Genomic DNA, 18,534 nt, shown 5'->3' with positions numbered 1-18,534 from the left:
TCACCAAGAGGGTTGGTAACTGATGTCGGATCTCTTCGTCAGCGTGCTCTTCTCATCTTACAATGGCGCCAGCCGCCGGCTGCGCCATACTTTGAATTCCTTAGTGCGCCAGGAGCTTCCGCATGATCGATGGGAATTGGTTGCTGTCGACAACAATAGCAATGACGATACGTTTGAGATTTTGAAATCGTATAACGAGAAACTTCCGATCACCGTCCTGCAGCAGCGCAAACCGGGAAAGTCCGGCGCACTGAATTTGGCTTTGGATCGAGTTAAGGGAGATCTTATCGTCTTTACGGACGACGACATACGCGCCGAACCGAACTGGCTGAAAGCGATCGTCGACTGTGCCATCGCGCATCCGGGCTATGGCGTGTTCGGAGGCAGAATCGTCCCCGACTGGGAAAAGGAGCCGAAGGGCCGCTTTATCGATTGGATTCCCATGGGCTCGACTTTCGCGATCGTCGATGAAACGCAAAGCGGACCTTGTGACCCGACGAAAGTCTGGGGTCCTAACACGATCATTAGGCGAGAGTTGCTCGGAACGAGCGTCCGTTACCGCGAAGATATCGGTCCTCTTCCAGGGAAGATATTTGCCATGGGTGAGGATGCGGAAATCATCATTCGTCTCGCAGCGAATGGCGCGAAATCCTATCGATGCGCAGAGGCCGTGGTTCATCACTGGATACCGGCATCAAGTGTCACTGAGGATTGGGTGCAGAAACGAGGCGAACGGCTTGGTTATGGCATGCCGGCGCTCTTTCCCGACGAGATACCTGAAGGGGTGAGGCTAAGCGGAGTTCCACTACCGATCTGGATCGAAAGCGCGCAATGGGCATTTCGGGCAGCCATGCTTTATCTCCTGCCGCAATCGAAGAAGCGTTTCTGGGCTATCTGGAAATATTACTACATGCGTGGATATCGTGCTGGAATTCGCCGGTATGCGCCCCAGACACTAGCCCGGTGATCGATTGGCCCAGGAGGCGGTAGTTTGAAACTCTCGGTGCTCATCAATAATTTCAATTACGGTCGCTTTTTGCGTCCATGCATCGACAGTGTGTTGTCGCAGGCCTACCCCGACTTCGAAGTGGTGGTGGTCGATGACGGATCGACCGACGATTCCCGCCAGATCCTTGCCTCTTACGGCGAGCAGATCCTGACGGTATTGAAGGAAAATGGTGGCCAGGCCTCGAGCTTCAATGCGGGCTTTGCGGCGGCAAGCGGCGATATCCTCTTTCTCCTCGATGCCGATGATGGGTTTCTGCCCGGCAAACTTGCTCGTATCGCCGAGATCTACGATCGCAATGAGATCGACTGGTGCTTCGATCGGGTGACGACCGAGGAAAGCGACCTGCCGCCTGCAACGCTGCAAGTGAGACTGTTCGACAAGCGGGACACGCTTCGCAGGGGCGGCTTTCCCTCACTTCCGGTTCCGACATCGGGCTTGAGCTTCCGCCGCCACCTGCTGTCCCAGATCCTGCCGATGTCCGTTGCAACAGACGTCGTCCTCAGCGACAATTATATCAAGTTTGCTGCTGCCTTTCTCGGCCGCGGCGCGATCGTCGAAACACCGCTGACGTTTCAGCGCATTCATGAGTCGAACCGCTACACGGGCACAAGCAGGGCAAAGACGCTGCGCCCGCGGATCATGATCGCGACTGGGCTGGAGCTGGCACGCCGCTATGACGGGCTGCAGGCACTCGGCAAAAGCCTCGTGGCCGGCGGAATTGCCGAAACGACATCGCTTCTGAAGCTCCGGAGCGAAGCTCGCAACACGGTGGCCGGCGGTCCGTTCGGCGATGCTGCCGCGACCGAAGTGGCCTTGATGGCGGCGCGCAAACGTTTGGGAAATATGCTGCGGAGAGGACAGTCATGAGTCAGCAACAGACTTTTCCGCATTCATCCGTCGGCACGGAAGCAGGCAGCGCACCGCTGAATATCGCCGTCGGCGTGCTGACCTATCGACGCCTCGACGGGATCGCCAAGCTGCTCGACGTGATGACGCGCCAGGTCAGGCATCCGGATCGCCTCTATCATCTCACTATGGTGATCGTGGATAATGATGCGGCCGGCAGCGCAAAGGCCACAGTGGAGGGTTTCGGCCAGACAGGTGCCTACGACCTGATCTACGTCATCGAACAAAACCAGGGCATACCCTTTGCGCGCAATCGCGCGTTGGATTCAGCGCCCCTCGGCACCGACCTCTTCTGCTTTCTCGACGATGATGAATGGCCGGTCGACGGCTGGCTGGACGCGATGCTGGAGACAAGAGAGAAAAACCGCGCCGATTGCGTCTATGGCCCCGTCCAACCGGTCTATCCCGAAAACCCGCCGGAATATTTCATCAAGGCAAGGGTGTTCGAGCGCAAGAAGAACAAAGACGGCCAACGCATTTCTTATGCCGCCTCGAACAACGTCATGTTCGACTATCCCCTGATCCGCTCATGGAATCTGCGTTTTGAAGAGAAGATGCGCTTCACCGGGGGCACGGATTATCTGTTCTTCAATCAGGCCATTCGCCGTGGCATGCAGGTTTTCTGGGCTGATAAGGCGCTTGTCCATGATATCGTTCCTGCCAGTCGGATGACGTGGAAATGGGTATTGCAAAGACAATACCGGCTCGGCAATACCTTCGCAGTCAGCGAGGTCCTGCATGGCAACCTCAAGCGCCGGATCTATCGCGCGGCCTATGGCGCCACGAGAGTCGTGCTTGGACTGCTCATGCTGCCGGCGATCTTGATTTCGCCCTATTGGGGCATGCGAGCCCTCACCCATGTTCTGCGCGGTGCGGGCATGGTTAATGGAATTCTTGGACATGCATATCAGGAATACAAGCCCAATGCCGCTCTCTGATATTGTTTGCAAGAGCGCCCTTGGAAGAGTTCTGACCCTTATTATCTTCCCGATGAAAACTCATGAGTGATTGACTGTCCATGAACTTCAAGGCTTCAACCAACCGGGCCAAAAATGCTACACTTCTACTGAACTATCGTGACACAGCCGCTATTCGAACCGAATGGTTTTTCGCGCTTTCATCGGTCAAATATAGGAGATGCCTGTCTATGGCTGAGAAAAAATTGAAGGTTCTCGCTGCCTCGTCGGGAGGCGGCCACTGGGAGCAGCTGATGGCGATGCGCGGTGCATTCGAGGGCTGCGATATCGTCTTTGCGACGACCATCCCGGGACTGCTTGCAAAATACGACATTCGGGACGGACTGGTCCTTCCCGATTGCAGCCGCGACTCGATTACCATGTCGATCCGGTGCTTTTTCAGCGCCTTCTCCATCGTCATCAAGCAGAGGCCAGACGTCATTATCTCGACCGGTGCGGCGCCCGGGCTTTTTTGCCTGCTTGCTGGCAAATTGACGGGCAAGCGGACGATCTGGATCGATAGCGTCGCCAATGTCGAGAAGCTGTCCCTATCGGGTAAATTGGCCGGCCATATTGCGACGCTCTGGCTCACGCAATGGCAACATCTGTCGCGGCCGGATGGCCCCCATTACGCTGGAGCTGTCCTTTGATCCTTGTCACCGTCGGAACACAGCTGCCGTTTGATCGCCTCGTCAGGTCTGTCGACACCTTTGCAAAGGAACTGTCCAAACCGGTTCTGGCGCAGATCGGCAGAGGCAGTTACACGCCACAGAATATGAAATGGATCAAGAATATCGAGCCTAAGGACTTCGATAACGTTTTTCGCGATGCAACGGTCATCGTCTCTCATGCGGGAATTGGTACAGTGCTCACGGCCAAGCGTTTTGGGAAGCCGATCATTCTCGTTCCCCGACAGGCGGCGCTCGGCGAGCACCGAAACGATCATCAGCTTGCCACGGTCGGCCAGCTCGCAGGCCGACCGGGTATCTACGTCGCACATACCGATGACGATCTCAGGAACTATCTGCTTGAAGAGCTGGATAGCCCGTCTCACGAAGATCTGTCGGAGGCCGGCCGGGCTTCGCTGGTCACCTACTTGAAAACCTATATTGCGGCCGTCTGACCTGGAAGCCGCTAAAATCTGTGACGGATTTGAGAAATCTTTTCACTCTCCGCAATTGTTGCCGGCGATATGTTTGACGAGTTCAGGCGCGATGATTTTGGAGGCCATATCGGGCTGAGGATGCACGCCGTCGGGAATTGCCGTGGCCAGGTCATCCGGTGTAAGACGCTCCCAGTTGGCCCGGTGGTCGACAAACTCCAGACCACGTTTTTCCGCCTCCGCCTGATGTGCAGAGACATAACTATTGACGAAGGGGCGGATCAGCCCACGCAATCCTGAAAACGGATTCATGGCCATGACGATGATCCGCGCTTGCGGCAGGCGCTGCTGGAGCTGGTCGAGAATGTCGCCGATATTCTTTCGGCTTTGAGCAAGCGACACGAATCGATGCAATGTTGCATCATTGGCGTAGAGTTCAATTAGGATGATATCCGGCTGCGCGGCAACCACGCGATCAACTTGGGTAAGGGCCCATAATGACGTCTCGCCGCTCTTTGCAACACTCTCGACTTTCACGGGCCTTTGCAGGCAGGCTGCAAGCCTTGTCTCGAGAGCGGGCTGCCATCCCCCGCGAGCCGTTAAGGATGTGCCGAAAGCCACTATTTTCAGCGGCTGAGCGCCATCGGCATGGCCGTTTTTGACCGCTGAAAACATTACCAGACACGCCAGAAACAGAACCAATCCATAAGCCGATCGCTTCTCAGTCGGCGCCCCTCGCCAAGGCAGCAAACACATCATGGGGAGACCTTGCAGCAGGCTTGAGACAATTTGGTGAAATGGCCGCTCATGCCCATTCGAGCAAGGCGAAACTATCCAACCTCAGCCTGGCGGATGATACCGGCTGCTTTGAGATGTAAGGCTCCTAACGACCCGAAACAGCCGCCAATCACTCCTGGCGAAATACGTGTTGCATCTGATCGGTCAGCGGCTTCGTCAGATAGGATATCACGGTCCGGTCGCCGATCTTGATGAAGACCTCGGCCGGCATGCCGGGATAGAGCTTTATCGTCTTCAATTTGGCAATGCTTTCAGCTTTCGGCTTGACGCGCAGGGGATAGTAGCTGATGCCCGTGCGCTCATCCTTGACGATATCAGGGGCGATTGAGGTAATCTCACCGCTCACATCAGGCGTCGTGCGTTGATCGAAAGCGCTGAAACGCACATCGACGGACTGGCCGACGTGAACCTGATCAATATCGCGGGTGGCGACTTTCGCCTCGACCGTAAGTTCGTTATTTTCGGGAACGACGAGCATCAACGTCTGACCGGGATCGATAACACCATTGACGGTGTGAACCGAAAGTTCGTGAACTCGCCCAGTCAACGGTGCGGTAATGTCGAGACGGTGCAGCTGATCGACTGCGGTTCCGCGGCGCTCTTCATATTCGGCGATCTGCGCCTCGACGTCGGTCAGGTCCTTTGCAATTTCCGAACGACGATCCTCATCCAGCTGGATCGACTGGCGATCGATCTCGATTGCCTTACCTTCGGCCTCCGCCTTAGCTGCGATTTCCTGGCCGCTGTTGCCCTGGAGATCGGCGCGGGCGCGCTTGAGCGTATTCAAACGCTGGAGCGTGACGAGGCCTTTCTTGTAAAGCGTATCAATGCCTTCAAGCTCCTGTTCGATCAAGCCCAGGGAATCGTTGGTGGCGTTGATCTGAACCACCAACCCCTTTACCTGCTCGGCCAGTTGATCCTTGCGGGATGCCAGCTGGCTCTTCATTCCGATGAGCGCCGTCCTGCGACTGTCGAACAATTTCTGCTCGCCATCGAGAAGCTTCTGCGCCGAAGTGCTGGATGTCAGATCGCTGATGTTTTCCTCGACCTCGAACGATTCGGCGCCGATCCGTTCCGCCTTCAGACGGGCACGGCGCGCATAAAGCTGAGCGAGCGTGCTTTCGACAATCGAAAGGTTCGCTCTGGTCGTCGTCCCATCGAGCCTGATCAGGACCTGCCCTGCCGTCACATGGTCGTTTTCCGAGACCAGCAATTCCGACACGATACCACCTGTCAGGTGCTGGATCTTCTTTACATCGCCGTCGACGACGATTACGCCCTCGCCGATGACTGCGCTCGACAGCTCTGACGTCGCCGCCCAACCGCCAATGCCGCAAACGAGGGCTATCGACAACACACCGACGACGGCAACATGCCGATTGAGGGAGCGTTTCGATTCACTGATAACCTTGATCACAATCTTCCTTCTGGCCTATTCGGCCGCATTTATGCCGTCGACGACGACTTTAAGCTGAGCCACGCGCTCGGCAATCGGCGTACGCGCCGCTTCCGGCCGGCTGACCCTTGCCAGAACTTCCTCTTTGGGACCGAACGCGATCATACGGCCTTCCTGCATCATCAGCACGAAGTCGCAGACTGCCAGAACGCCTGACCGATGTGCGATGACAACGACAATGCCGCCGCGCGCCCGCACGCTCATGATCGCGGCACTCAGCGCCCGCTCGCCTTCTTCATCGAGATTGGAGTTCGGTTCGTCGAGCACGACGAGGAATGGCTCGCCGTAAAGCGCTCTTGCAAGCGCGATACGCTGCCTCTGGCCGGCCGAAAGCGCAGCACCGCCTTCGCCGATTTCGGTTTCGTAACCGTTCGGTAGACGAAGAATAAGATCGTGAACACGCGCCGCTCTCGCTGCGGCAACCACTGTCTCAGGCGACATCTCCTTCGCGAAACGGCAGATATTCTGCGCGACGGTCCCCGAGAAAAGCTCCACATCCTGCGGGAGATAACCGATATGCCGGCCAAGCGCGTCGCCATCCCACTGGTCGAGTGCTGCGCCATCGAGACGAATGGACCCTCTGACGGTCGGCCAGATACCCATCATCGCCCGCGCCAGCGACGACTTACCCGAGGCGCTGTAACCAATGACACCAAGCGCGCTCCCTGCCCTTAAGCCGAAGCTGATATCGGAGATGACCAGGCGCTGACCCGCCGGCGGTCCACTCGCCAAGCCCTCGACCGTGACTTGCTTGGTAGGAGCCGCGAGCGCAAGGGGGGCTGGAATCTCAGGAATGGTTTTCAGCAGGCTCGAAAGCCGCGCCCAGCTCTGCTGAGCAGAAACGAAACCACGCCAATTTCCAATCGCCGCTTCGACAGGCGCCAGGGCGCGCGAGGTCAATATCGAGCCCGCGATGATAATTCCCGAAGAGGCCTGCCCTTGAATGACCAGGATTGCGCCGGTCGCGAGCGTTCCCGATTGCAGAGCAATACGGAAAATCTTCGACAAGGTCGCATATCCGTTGCCGACATCCGATGCCTGCCGGGTGATCGTCCGATATTCACTGTTCTTGCGGTCCCAGATTTCGGCCATCGTGCCTGCCATACCCATGGCGTGAATAACCTCGGAGTTGCGGATCGAGGTCTGCGCGAAGGCATTCCGCATATTGGCGGAGTCAGACTGCTTTTTGGAGAGCGTACGCGTTCCCTGATTGGTCATGAACGTCAGGATAGCGAGAACCAGCGATCCACCGATCGCGATATATCCGATCGCCGGATGAAAGAGGAAGCAGATCACGATATAGAACGGCAACCAGGGCAGATCGAACATCGCTGTCGGCCCCATACCGGACAGGAAGGTTCTGATCTGGTCGAAGTCGCGCAACGGCTGAAGCCCGTCTCCGCCGATTTTGACTTTCAACGGAGCCTTGATCAGCGCGCGGAACACACGTCCGTTCACCATCTCGTCAAGCGCACCGGCAACACGTACAAGCATCCTGCTTCGCAGAACCTCGAACGCTCCTTGAAAACAGTAAAGCATTAACGCAAGTATTGCCAGGACAACCAGCGATGGTATACTTTTACTAGGGATGACCCGGTCATACACCTCAAGCATAAAAAATGAACTTGTAAGGTATAGGATATTAATAAGCGCGCTTGCTATTCCGATGAAAACCAGCCCCCCCTTGCATTTCTTTAATGCTTTGGATGGCTCGCTGACATCAGCTGCTGAATTCTGAAACACGAAATAATCCCTCTCTTACCGCATCGCACGAAAGCAAATATGCCGGCGCACACTCCAGCTCCGGGTCCATCACGCCCGATCAATGACACGACTGCATTGGACCCCGACACCGGCGCCGGACCCGCTTGCAAGCCCACGACTTATTACATGAATCCAACCAAAAAGTGGCCAAAAACTCCAATTTATAACGAGCGGTTTCAGGGATTCTGTCTTGACGCTACGCTAAATATACCAACCTGAGCAAGTGAAAATCGCAAATTGCCCAACAACGGCGCAGAGAGATGAACGTATCGCGCGCATGTGTGCGACGATTACTCCGGCGTTAACTTTAAATTCAATCTATAGTTCATTTTTCCTTTGAACGGCGGAACTATTTTTTTATCCGCACCTTCGACCGCCGACACCCCTTCATCATCAAGCTTTCAGATGTTGAACAGCGGACCGGCGCTCTTTTTGGCATGATTCAAACCAGCAGGTGCGATGCTTGGCTGCTATGGAACGCGTCCACATCGATATAAACGCCGAGCGAGTCGGTATCGATGTGAGAAGCGCCGTCAGAAATCTTATATTGGAAGGATTCGCTGACCTTTCCGCTGAGACCGGCGATTTTCACCGCATCGACCGTATACGTGTAATCACCATCGCTCTCCACATGGATGACGCCATATTTCCCGGTCAGCGTCAGGCCATGCTTATCCACTGCACTGTCACCGAAGCGACGAAGCAGCACGGTTCCATTGATTGCGCTATCGTTTTCGAGGAGGTTGCCATGATAGGCGCTGCCCGTATCCGTGGAGATCTTCAGGCTGTCATGGGCTGCGACAATCTTGGGAACGGCGACGGTGGGTGCGGTGGAAACCTGCGCTTCAGTCGCGGGCGCCGGAGTGCTTGTCTGCGTCGGTGTTGACGGTTCGACATGCGGCTCCACAACCGGTGTGGTAGGCGTCTCACCGTTGGACGGGGTGTTGCCAGTCGCAGCGTCGAGTTCGGCCTGCGCTTGCTCCAGCGTTTTATTATCGTTGATCAAAAAGGTGCTCTGGAGGGCAATTGCGACCGGCATTGTCAACGTCGACACCACGCTGTCGATGACATTATCATGAAAAGAGCCGGATGCAGGCCTGTCGACCTTCAGCGCTGAAGACGACAGGTCGTCAAAGACATTACCATGAATATCGATATCGATGCGTGTATAACTTGGGTAACCTGCAGCGCTGATCGACACGCCCCAGACGCCGTCATGGATATAGTTTCCACTGATATCATAGTTTGTCGCATTGCCCTGATCGCCAAGGCCGATACCGTAGGACCAACTATAGCCGCCGTATCCCGAGATGTCGTTGTCGTGGATGGCGATATTCGTGCCCGCGTTGGCACCTATCCCGAAACCGCCGCCGACCACGGTGTTGTCCTCGACCGCTGCATTTACAGCCCGAACAAGCACCAGAACGCCCTTTGCGCTGTTGGTCTCCGTTTGCTCCAGGTGGTTACCCTTGATCAGGATATTGCTGCTGTCGTTCAACTGAACGGCGTCTGCCGCAGCGCCTTGGCTGTTAATGACCAGGTTATTGACGATGGTAACGCCAATCACCCTATCCATCCAGATGCCGTCTCCATTCACCCCGGAAATCTTGCTGTTCTCGATGGTAATGTTCTGGCTGCTCTGGAAGTTGACGGAACCGGGCTTGCCGGCAAGTCCGGTATTTTCGACCTCGACGTTGCGGACGATCCAGTTAGAGACATTTCCCGCATATATCGCCCCACCGCCGGTATCAGCAATCTTGATGTTCTCCACAATGATGTTTGACGCTTTCGATCCGTGGATGCCGTCATTGCTACTGTGAATGACCGGCGCATCGCCAACGCCGTAACTACCAATGGTAATCGGAGAGTTGACAGTGCCGGAGTATTTCAGGTCGAATTGTTCGTTAAACACGCTTCCGGCGGCAAGCAGCACGTTGTCTCCCGGCTTTAACCTCAAGGATTCGACTGCGGAAAGCGTCGCGAAAGCCGACTGCTCGCTCATCCCACTATTCTGATTGGATCCCGTTGCCGAATTTACATAGTAGACGGTCACGCCATGATCTCCCAAAGATACTGGAAAATCTTTTACCTGCGGACCCCTCTCTGCCTCCTGAAATGGAACACTAAAATGCGTTCTATCTCGCGATAATTCTTACATCCTCTACAAATTATCTTCGCTTCTCTCATATTTCGCATTGCAAAAAAAGTTGCGCTGCACAATTATGAATAAGTTGGCTGACATCAGCGGTGACATTAAGACTATCTTCCAGGACACGCATATTAATTTGCGAAACTTGCGCCTCGAAAGAAACGTTACCCGATAAACATATGTGACAAGAGCACGACATCAGTCACTTCGCCGAAAATCATGAGATCGAGCGGGAAACGAAACAATACAGCGATGTCACGCCATAGCCCGTAGTGATTATATCAATATCTCATCTGCACACCTGAACCTAAGCGTATTTTTATAAATTACCTTTGCATAAACATCATTATCTCCTCAAGAAAAATGGATTCGTATCTGTCATTCGACATTTTCTCTTATTTTAAACGTAACAATTCCCTGGCGTTTCATTGCCTATGCGAGTTCAAGGTGTGTCATTATTGTACAATACACCCGAAAAACGTTCACTTGCTGTTAATTACACCCTTGACTCTCAGTATTAAGATATCCTTAATCGGGCGGCTCGCTAAAGGTCAGAATTGACCTAGCAAAGAACAATTCAAGGAGAGAACCGATGGCTGTTCACGCAACCGACGATAGTGCAACATTCCTGGAAACTGACGCCATTTCAGGAAATCTGCTTTCCAACGACTCATCCGATAACGGACACCTGTTCCTGCGCGCCTTTGATGGCGCGAGCGTTGGCGCCAAGAGCGGCAACAGCCAGGTCACAGAGATCCAGGGCGACTACGGCACCTTCTTCGTCAAGCCTGACGGTAGTTACACTTATGTCCTGAGCGACGCTGCCAAGGTCGGCTTCACCAATGGTGAATTGATCCAAGAGAAGGTCTCGTACAAGATCTCCGACGGCAGCGGTCATACCGATTTTGGCCTGTTCACCCTGAACATCCAGGGCGTAACCCAGGTAAAGCCGATCGCCGTCGACGACCACTACAGCTTTACCGAGGGCGACGCCATCGGCGGCAACGCCCTGGACAACGACATTGCCGGCGACAATGGTCATCTCTTCCTCCGCCAGTTCGATGGCAAGGCTGTAAACGGCGATCCGAGCGCAACGACCGACGTCGCCGGCGCCTACGGTACGTTCCATGTAAAGGCGGATGGCTCATTCACGTATGATCTGGCAACGGATATCGCTCCGGGCGATCACGTCACGGAAACCGTCCAGTATTACAAGATCTCGGACGGCGAAGGCCACACCGACGCCGGCATTCTGACGCTCAATATCACGGGCACGGATTTTGTCTCCGGCGCCAGCGTCTGATCGTCAACAACCAGTCAATAAACAATGCCCGCCGCGCAGACGGCGGGCATTGTTTATGCAAGTTGAGCTCCTCAAGAGAATAGGTGCTCAGCTGTCGGCGACCAGATGGACCGCTAAATTCAGCGGTGTTCGGAACTGCCTCCAGAACAGCACGATTATATTCCATCGGGCGTTGGTGCAGTGCCGTTTTGGAGCTTTGAACTGCCTTTGAAAACGGCTTCGGTGATTTACTTGCTGCAACGCTGTCGGAACCGCGCCGTAGCAGCCTCTCCAACGCTCGTCCAGGTTTGATCGAAGATTGGACGAAGCTGTGGGCTAATCTCTTTTATCGTGGCGTTGACCCTGCAACGATCGCCCAGTTTCAGCATCGTCGTGAGATCGCTATCGAGCGCACGCTTTGCCGCGGCAAGCGTTCCATCGGTAAAATCGTTCCAGAAATAAAACCGCGTCAGAATCATCACCTGGTCGTAGGGCGCGAGCACGACCGAACGCTTCATCATCTCTGCGATCGCGACCGGCTCTTCCGCAATTGTCGACTCCACGGCCGCAAGGCGAAGCCAAAAATTGCTGTTCGTCGGCATGCATGAAAGCGCGTACCGCAGATACTGGCGAGCACTCGACGCCGCAACGGCCCAGGCGTCGTAATTGACATTGACATTCTGCCGATCGAGTTGCGCCAGAACGAGGGTTACGCCAGCAGCCACGATGTCTGATCGACAATAATGTCCGTCAACGACGTCGACACTACGCAACGCATATTTGGAAACGACATCGTCCGCGACCGTCTCTCCACGCTCGATCCTTTCGGCGACGATCGAGATGCTGGCCGTTCTTATCGAAGCGGAGAGCTCTCGACCGGCCAGCACCCCAAAGAAGACGGTGACAATAACGAAAGCGATCCCGGCAACCGAAACGACCTGACCGCGGAACATCAGCTTTCGGTGTAGTATCGCGAATAACGCTTATAATAATACTCGCTCGAACCGAATGTCCGGTAAAGCTTCATCTGCGACGGGTCGACCTTGGTCAATATAGTGCCGACGCACTTCGCATAGAGTTCCGGCTCGGACAGCAGGGTCGACTGCACGACCTTGCGCGATGTCTTTCCCCACTCGATAACGAAAACCACCGCATCCAGCTTCGAATTGATGGCGCGTGCATCCACAACCGGCGCCAAGGGCGGCAGGTCGACAATAATATAATCGAAGCTTTGACGTGCCGTTTGAAGAAGTTGATCCATGCCGCGTGACGCAAGCAGCTCCGACGAATGCGGAACACGATACCGTGCCACCGTCGGCAAAAATGCGAGCTTTGTTTTGGGATCGAGAAGGATCAGATCCTTGAGCGGGCGGCTGTCGACGATCGCCTCGAGCAAGCCGGCCTCGGCATGGCGGCCGATCGCCCGGGTAGCACCAGGATTGCGCATGTCGCCGTCGATAAGCAGGCAACGCGCACCCTGCATTGCCAGGAGCTTGGCAAAGTTGATGGATGTCGTCGACTTCCCTTCGCCGGGCAAGCTCGACACGACGCCGATGACCTTGCAGCGCTGGTCGGCAGCACTGAGGTCGATGGCAATCTTCGCGCTTCGAAGCGTCTCGGCAAATGCCGAGAGCGGATGCTCCTCGACATAGGTCGTGGTCTTCCCGCCCCTGGCGATGCTTCGCGGATTGCCGGGATCAACGAGCGTCGGATCGTCGACGTTATTTTCAATCAGCGGCATGACACCGAGAGACTCGACATCGAGCACGTCCCGGACATCGTCGCCGGTGCGGAAAAACCGATCCCGGAATTCGCGGAAGGCGGCTATACCACTACCAAACGCACATCCCACGAACATCGCGAAGGCCACTAGGAGAGCTCTCTTCGGAGCGCTCGGCTTCGTCGGCGTCTCCGCTGTCGTGATGATGCGCGCAGCGGTAATCGGGAAGCTCTGCTGTTGAATTGCTTCCTGATAGCGCGTCAAGAAGCTCTGATAGAGATTCTTATAGGTATCGCGCGTGCGCTCCAGCTCGCGAAGCTGCACCTGCGTTTCGCCCGCCGTTGCGGCAACGCCCGTCGCCTGTGTCACACTGTCGCGCAGAGAAGTTTCCCGCGATTTCGCGACCTGCAGCTCGCTTTGGTAGCTTTCGGCGATGCGATTCAACTCATCGAACATGAGCCTCTTATATTCTTCCATTTCCGCACGAAGCCGAACCGCCTGGACGTGATCGGGACCGAGCCGCGCCTCAATTTCGGTCTCGAGCTTGGAAGCTTCCAGATATTTCTTGCGCAGGTCGTTCGAAATGGAGCTGTCGAGCACATCCGTGACGATCGCATCGGTCTGCTTGGCGTCGATGATCGACTTGACGCGGGCATATCGTGCCTCGGCCTTCGCTGTCTCGGCCTGCGCGTTGATCAATTGGGTGTTGATCTCGGAAAGCTGCTGTTCGCTAATCAGCGTACCGGATCCGGCCTCGACAAGCCCATGCTCGCCGCGGAATTTTTGAACCGCAAGGTCGGTGTCCAGCGCCTGCTGTCGGAGCTCTTCGATGCGCTCCTGCAGCCATTGGCCGGCCCGGCGCGTCGCCTCGTATTTCGAATTGAGCTTGTCGACCAGATAGACGTCGGCGATCCCTGCCGCGATATCACGCGCCAGGCCGGGCGACTGCGCGGTATAGCTGACATCGAGGACGTAGGAGCGGCCGACGCGTTCGACGTCGATATTACCTGCGACAGTCTCCGCAGCGCTTCGCCGCCTCATTTCCGGATCGGGGGCGACGACCGCATCATCGGCAAACCACGACCGAAAATTCATTAAGGATTTCAACGTTGACACGGAAAAGAGCGAGGTTTTCGGTGCCATGAACTCCGGATTGTCGACGAGTTTCAGCTTGTCGACGACAGCATAGGCGATGGTGTCAGACTTCAACAGCTCGACCTGACTGAGGACAGTACCTTCGTCATCGTCCATCTGGCCGAAAGCCGCCAACTGGTTGATCACCTGACTATCGCTGCGGTCGATCAGCACACTTGTGTCGGCGGTGTAAACAGGCACCGACGTCAAGACATACACAATGCCCAGAATGGCGAAGGCGAAACCGCACGCCGCAACCATCCGCCACTGTCGGCGGGCGATTGCGATGAGCTTGTCGAAATCGATGAAGTCAGCTTCGTTTCCAGTATCGCGGGAGGGGTCGATACGCGGCGTAAGTTTATCTGGCGATAGCAATTTCGATCTCCAACAAAAGCGTCAAGCGCTAAGATCTACGGGCAATTCCAGCTATTGTATGACCGGGACACTCTGACTCGTCGACTGCGTCGGATCGGTGGACGACTGCCCAGCCGCTCCGATGCTGACGATCGTCGTCGTTGAAGTCGACGATGAATCATCTGCGCCGGCATTCGAAACCTTCAGCGTACCCGCAGTTGTGACCGCGCCGTCGAACGGCGTACCATCGTCCGCTCCAGGCCCGGTTTGTCCCACTTGCCCGTCATTGCCGATGCCGGATGCGGCAGCTGCAGCACTTCCACCCGGACCGAGCGCCGCGGTGCCGCCTTCAGCCAGAACCTTCGCAAAGGCGGCAAGGAGCGGCGCAAGATCCGGATCGGTGCTCGCCGCCTCGGCGACGGCCTTTTCGATGGCTAGCTTGAATAGTGGATCCGTTACCTGGCAGCTGTTTGCGGCCCGCCCAAGACCGGAACCGATAGCGGCCATCTGTGCGGCATCGGCTTTCTTGGCCTGCTCGATCACCAGCGACAGCGCGTCATTGCTGCTCCCAACCAGTGCGCGGACGCTCGATGACAAAACCAGCGGATCGGACATATCAAGCAGAGCGGTGGGGTTGGCCGTAAATCCATTGATATCGACGAAAGTCACGCTTGAAAGCTTGACGCAAGCTGCTGCAAAAGCGCTTGAATTCATGCTGGCAAATATTGCGACGACAATTCCGCTGTACGCAAGCTTACGATAAACACCTGAACTTGCCATAACCACAGTCCTTCATCAAATCCGCAATATAGGTCGCCGGCACTGATCATTCGCGATCGATGCCGGCGACCTATTTCAATCAATTTCCAAGATCCTGTACCGCGTTGCGGGTATCCCTCGTATCGTCGGCCACTCCGGAAACAGTGGATGATACCGAGTTCACGATGTCAAGGAACTTGACCAGTTCAACAGAGTCCGAATTGGAAATATAGATAATATCCTTGTCTTCCATCTTGAACTGCTGAACAGCAAACAAAGTTGCCGGGTCGCGCATATTCGCACGGATGATCACCGGAACCATTTCACCCGTAAACCTCGTCGCGTCCACGTGCATCGCTGCAACCGTTTTCCTGGGGACAAGGCGGTAGAGCAGGACCTGAGCCGGATCGGCGCGGTCGTCGCGCAAGCCGCCCGCCTTGGCGATTGCCTCTCCAAGTGTCAGATCAGACTCTTCGAAATCGAAGCGGCCACTGACGCCCGCGGCGCCGAGCGCAAGATATGTGCGACGCTCATGATCGATCGAGATCGTGTCATCGGGCGCAACATAGATATTTTCGGCCGGGTTCTTCAACAGCGTCGTGTAGGCGACGGTTGCTGTCTTTCCGCGACGCTGCAGCGTCACATTCGTTTCGATATTGTTGGTCGTCAAACCGCCCGCGGCGGAAATGACATCCAGAACGCGCTCGCCGGCCGGGCTGATCTGGACGCGCTGGGGATTGTTGACGTCACCGAGCACGGCAACCTGACTGGAGCGGTTTGTGGTTGTCGTAATAACCACCTGCGGCTCGATCGCTCGGCTTGCCAGGCGATCCTCGACGTCCTGCTCCACGGTCTCCTTCAGGCGACCGGCAGCCGGAACCCGACCCGCATAGGGAATTGTGATCGTCCCATTTCTATCGATGGTCTGCTCCGGCAGCGAGATGTAATTGCCGGGTCGGCTACCTGCGTCCGATGGGATGAAGAGACCGCCGGACTGAGCTTCGAAGATGGCGACCTGGACGACGTCGCCGTAACCGAGCGGAATTTCAGGCGCCCCGCCTCGACCACCACCAAACCCTTTGAACGAGGTCGGCTGGGGAGCGGTAAAATACGACAAGACGTTTTTGCTGAGATCAATCAGGGCGTAGTCGATACCGACGCGACGCTCCTTGGTTGTCACTTTCACGGCTGCATCGCGATCAACATCTTTGTGATCGGGACCGGATCTTGGCAACGATGTGCAGCTTGCCAATATAGTCGTTAGCGCTACAACAATGGCGACGCGTGTACTACCGATACGAGAACAACCCATAGAATACCCTGCGTTTACGCCCCTGAAGCTACTGCCCCGCAATCTGACAAAATACAAGACAATCCCCGATCAATAACACTGAAAGCCGATTAACATTCCCCTAACTGTGGCAGGCTGGCAACGCCGAGCCCTGTAGGAAGCGAAAAACGACTTCGGTCCGACTTTTCTTGCATCGCAACAATCCGAAGGCTGCACCCGCTATAAAATTTCTAGGGTTTCAGAGTCAACCGTTCGCACCTGCACAATCGATCTTTTCCGAAAATCTTATTAAAATCCATCCGTTTAAACTTTACGTGGTTAACGGCCGCTCATAAGCCATGTCCGCCTCTCCGTTGCTGCGTCCCAGACATATCGCGACAACGGCACTCAGGAAGGCGGAGAAAAACACCGCAAAACCGGGTATCTGCAGCGAAAAATCGACCGCCGCATGAAGGGCGACCAAAACGCTCGCCGCCAGGCCAAGAAGAACATAATGCCTGAGACGCCGTCTTTGGGCGAACCCGCGCCGGAACACTCTGGCAAGCACCGAGAAGGCAAGGACCGCTGCAATGGGGAACAATATTCCGAGACCCAGAAATCCTTCGAGATAGAAATTATGCGCGCGGTCGAAGACCCCGAAAATTCCGCAAGCCGGATCGCGGTAGGCGGAAAACACGGTCCGGAAGGTTCCGAGCCCCGTTCCCGTCAACCAATGATCCGAAATGGCACGCCATATGCCCGGCAGAATGCAAAACCGATCATCATCCTCGAGTCGCCGCTCCTGCGCGCGCAAAATCGCCTGGCCTGCAAACATCGTCAGTAACACTACGACGAAACCAATCGCCGAGAGGAGTATCAGCAACGAACGCCATCTTGGCGCCGGCCTTAAATGGCGCCTCGATCCGTTCCAATTGAGGACAAGCCATGGAAAATAGATGAGAGCGGCAACAAAGGTCGCAAATATCCCGGCGCGCGAGCGGCTCAGCATCAGCGCGGTGAAGCATGCGCACAAGAGCAGGATGTAGATCCACGATTTCAAGAGAAGCGCGTTTCGGCCCGGTTCGCCGGGCGGATAGTTCGAATAGGCACGAGCTATGTCCCTGACCAGGGTCAGCATCAGCAGCGTTCCAAGCCCGAGGAAGGTCGCGGCGGTATTGCGGTTGACGAAGACTGTAGTCAGGCTGTCTAGGTAGGCGCGTTTCTCCACGACGATTAGGATGTTGGGAAACAGCAAAAACTGCAGCAGGCCGAAAACAGCGACAATGCCCGCCGTAAGCCCGAGTCCCGTCAGCACTTTCCGCGCACGCTGATCGGTATCGCATAAGAGCAGCCCGGTCAGAAATGTGACGAAAGGCAGGGCGATCCACAGGATCGACGCAAGCGTGTCGGCCGGTTCGACCGAGATCGCTGCGTACTGGACACTTGCCAGATCACGCGCAGCACTCCAGGCAGGATTGGCCAACCAATTGGAAGGCAACTCGACGGTTTGGATGAACGTCCAGCCTGTCAGCACGACGAGCAGAAACAAAGCGATGCTGAAAACCGATCTGGTCTGCCTCGGCTCCCCGAACAACAGCGCGGAAATAATCGCCAGCACAAACATTCCGATCGCAGCGAAGGCGAAGGGAAAGGGCGTGACGCTTCCGAACGGAATAAGAGTCAATATCACCAGGCAAATGAAGACAACGAGGATCACCTCCCGCATGATCTGCCTGTTGATGAGGTTGGATAACATTTGAATTCGCTCACCGGCAGCAGCGGGAATGAGGGGCCTACAGCCAATACGATCAATATTCCCGTACTAACATAAGTTGCATATCAAGCGCCTGCGTGTTAAAGTGCAACAGAATTTCA

The 18,534-nt window shown here is 55.7% G+C and carries 15 protein-coding genes; 6 read left to right on the top strand and 9 right to left on the bottom strand.

What is annotated here, in order from left to right; all coding sequences use genetic code 11:
• Positions 1-22 precede the first annotated feature (22 nt).
• From ACS4RR_RS08215 to ACS4RR_RS08195, 5 genes are all read left to right on the top strand, one after another.
• Positions 23-967, top strand: a complete 945-nt coding sequence (locus ACS4RR_RS08215) for a glycosyltransferase family 2 protein (RefSeq protein WP_456189935.1) — start codon at positions 23-25, stop codon at positions 965-967.
• Positions 968-991: 24 nt separating this feature from the next.
• A complete protein-coding gene (locus ACS4RR_RS08210) occupies positions 992-1,876 on the top strand; it encodes a glycosyltransferase family 2 protein (protein WP_260296838.1) in 885 nt (294 codons plus the stop codon).
• A complete protein-coding gene (locus ACS4RR_RS08205) occupies positions 1,873-2,853 on the top strand; it encodes a glycosyltransferase family A protein (RefSeq protein WP_260296839.1) in 981 nt (326 codons plus the stop codon). The genes ACS4RR_RS08210 and ACS4RR_RS08205 overlap by 4 nt, the downstream gene beginning before the upstream one ends.
• Positions 2,854-3,062: 209 nt before the next feature.
• A complete protein-coding gene (locus ACS4RR_RS08200; RefSeq protein WP_170257259.1) occupies positions 3,063-3,521 on the top strand; it encodes a glycosyltransferase family protein in 459 nt (152 codons plus the stop codon).
• Positions 3,518-3,994 (top strand): glycosyltransferase, encoded by a 477-nt coding sequence (locus ACS4RR_RS08195; RefSeq protein ID WP_456190139.1) that lies wholly within the window; start codon positions 3,518-3,520, stop codon positions 3,992-3,994. Before ACS4RR_RS08200 ends, ACS4RR_RS08195 begins: the two co-directional genes overlap by 4 nt.
• Before the next feature lie 42 nt (positions 3,995-4,036).
• Here the strand turns inward: ACS4RR_RS08195 and ACS4RR_RS08190 are convergent, their stop codons facing one another.
• From ACS4RR_RS08190 to ACS4RR_RS08175, 4 genes are all read right to left on the bottom strand, one after another.
• On the bottom strand, positions 4,037-4,732 hold the full coding sequence (locus ACS4RR_RS08190) for an SGNH/GDSL hydrolase family protein (protein ID WP_170257261.1): 696 nt from the start codon (positions 4,730-4,732) through the stop codon (positions 4,037-4,039).
• A gap of 148 nt (positions 4,733-4,880) precedes the next feature.
• Positions 4,881-6,188: an HlyD family type I secretion periplasmic adaptor subunit gene (locus ACS4RR_RS08185; protein WP_017965745.1), complete on the bottom strand. Its 1,308-nt coding sequence runs from the start codon at positions 6,186-6,188 to the stop codon at positions 4,881-4,883.
• Between the two features lie 15 nt (positions 6,189-6,203).
• Positions 6,204-7,970, bottom strand: coding sequence for a type I secretion system permease/ATPase (locus ACS4RR_RS08180; RefSeq protein ID WP_017965746.1), 1,767 nt, complete (start codon positions 7,968-7,970; stop codon positions 6,204-6,206).
• 463 nt (positions 7,971-8,433) lie between these two features.
• Positions 8,434-10,044 (bottom strand): right-handed parallel beta-helix repeat-containing protein, encoded by a 1,611-nt coding sequence (locus ACS4RR_RS08175; RefSeq protein ID WP_170257262.1) that lies wholly within the window; start codon positions 10,042-10,044, stop codon positions 8,434-8,436.
• A 688-nt stretch (positions 10,045-10,732) separates the two neighbouring features.
• Between ACS4RR_RS08175 and rapA2 the strand changes: the two genes are divergently transcribed.
• A complete protein-coding gene (gene rapA2 / locus ACS4RR_RS08170; RefSeq protein ID WP_170257263.1) occupies positions 10,733-11,443 on the top strand; it encodes a calcium-binding lectin RapA2 in 711 nt (236 codons plus the stop codon).
• Positions 11,444-11,670: 227 nt separating this feature from the next.
• On the opposite strand, the gene ACS4RR_RS08165 is transcribed toward rapA2, so the two are convergent.
• The 5 genes from ACS4RR_RS08165 to ACS4RR_RS08145 form a co-directional block, all read right to left on the bottom strand.
• Positions 11,671-12,375, bottom strand: a complete 705-nt coding sequence (locus tag ACS4RR_RS08165) for a hypothetical protein (protein ID WP_170257264.1) — start codon at positions 12,373-12,375, stop codon at positions 11,671-11,673.
• A complete protein-coding gene (locus tag ACS4RR_RS08160) occupies positions 12,375-14,651 on the bottom strand; it encodes a polysaccharide biosynthesis tyrosine autokinase (RefSeq protein WP_170257265.1) in 2,277 nt (758 codons plus the stop codon). Before ACS4RR_RS08160 ends, ACS4RR_RS08165 begins: the two co-directional genes overlap by 1 nt.
• 51 nt (positions 14,652-14,702) lie before the next feature.
• Positions 14,703-15,410, bottom strand: coding sequence for a sugar transporter (locus tag ACS4RR_RS08155; RefSeq protein ID WP_170257266.1), 708 nt, complete (start codon positions 15,408-15,410; stop codon positions 14,703-14,705).
• A 79-nt stretch (positions 15,411-15,489) separates the two neighbouring features.
• Positions 15,490-16,701, bottom strand: a complete 1,212-nt coding sequence (locus tag ACS4RR_RS08150; RefSeq protein ID WP_206120196.1) for a polysaccharide biosynthesis/export family protein — start codon at positions 16,699-16,701, stop codon at positions 15,490-15,492.
• A gap of 289 nt (positions 16,702-16,990) precedes the next feature.
• Positions 16,991-18,415, bottom strand: a complete 1,425-nt coding sequence (locus tag ACS4RR_RS08145; protein ID WP_456189934.1) for an O-antigen ligase family protein — start codon at positions 18,413-18,415, stop codon at positions 16,991-16,993.
• Between the last annotated feature and the right edge of the window lie 119 nt (positions 18,416-18,534).

It is taken from the genome of Rhizobium zaerense (genome assembly GCF_051810725.1).
GTDB classification, from domain to species: Bacteria; Pseudomonadota; Alphaproteobacteria; order Rhizobiales; family Rhizobiaceae; genus Rhizobium; species Rhizobium leguminosarum_I.
The sequence above is the reverse complement of the archived record's forward strand: the minus strand, read 5'-3'. Positions and strand labels throughout refer to the sequence as shown.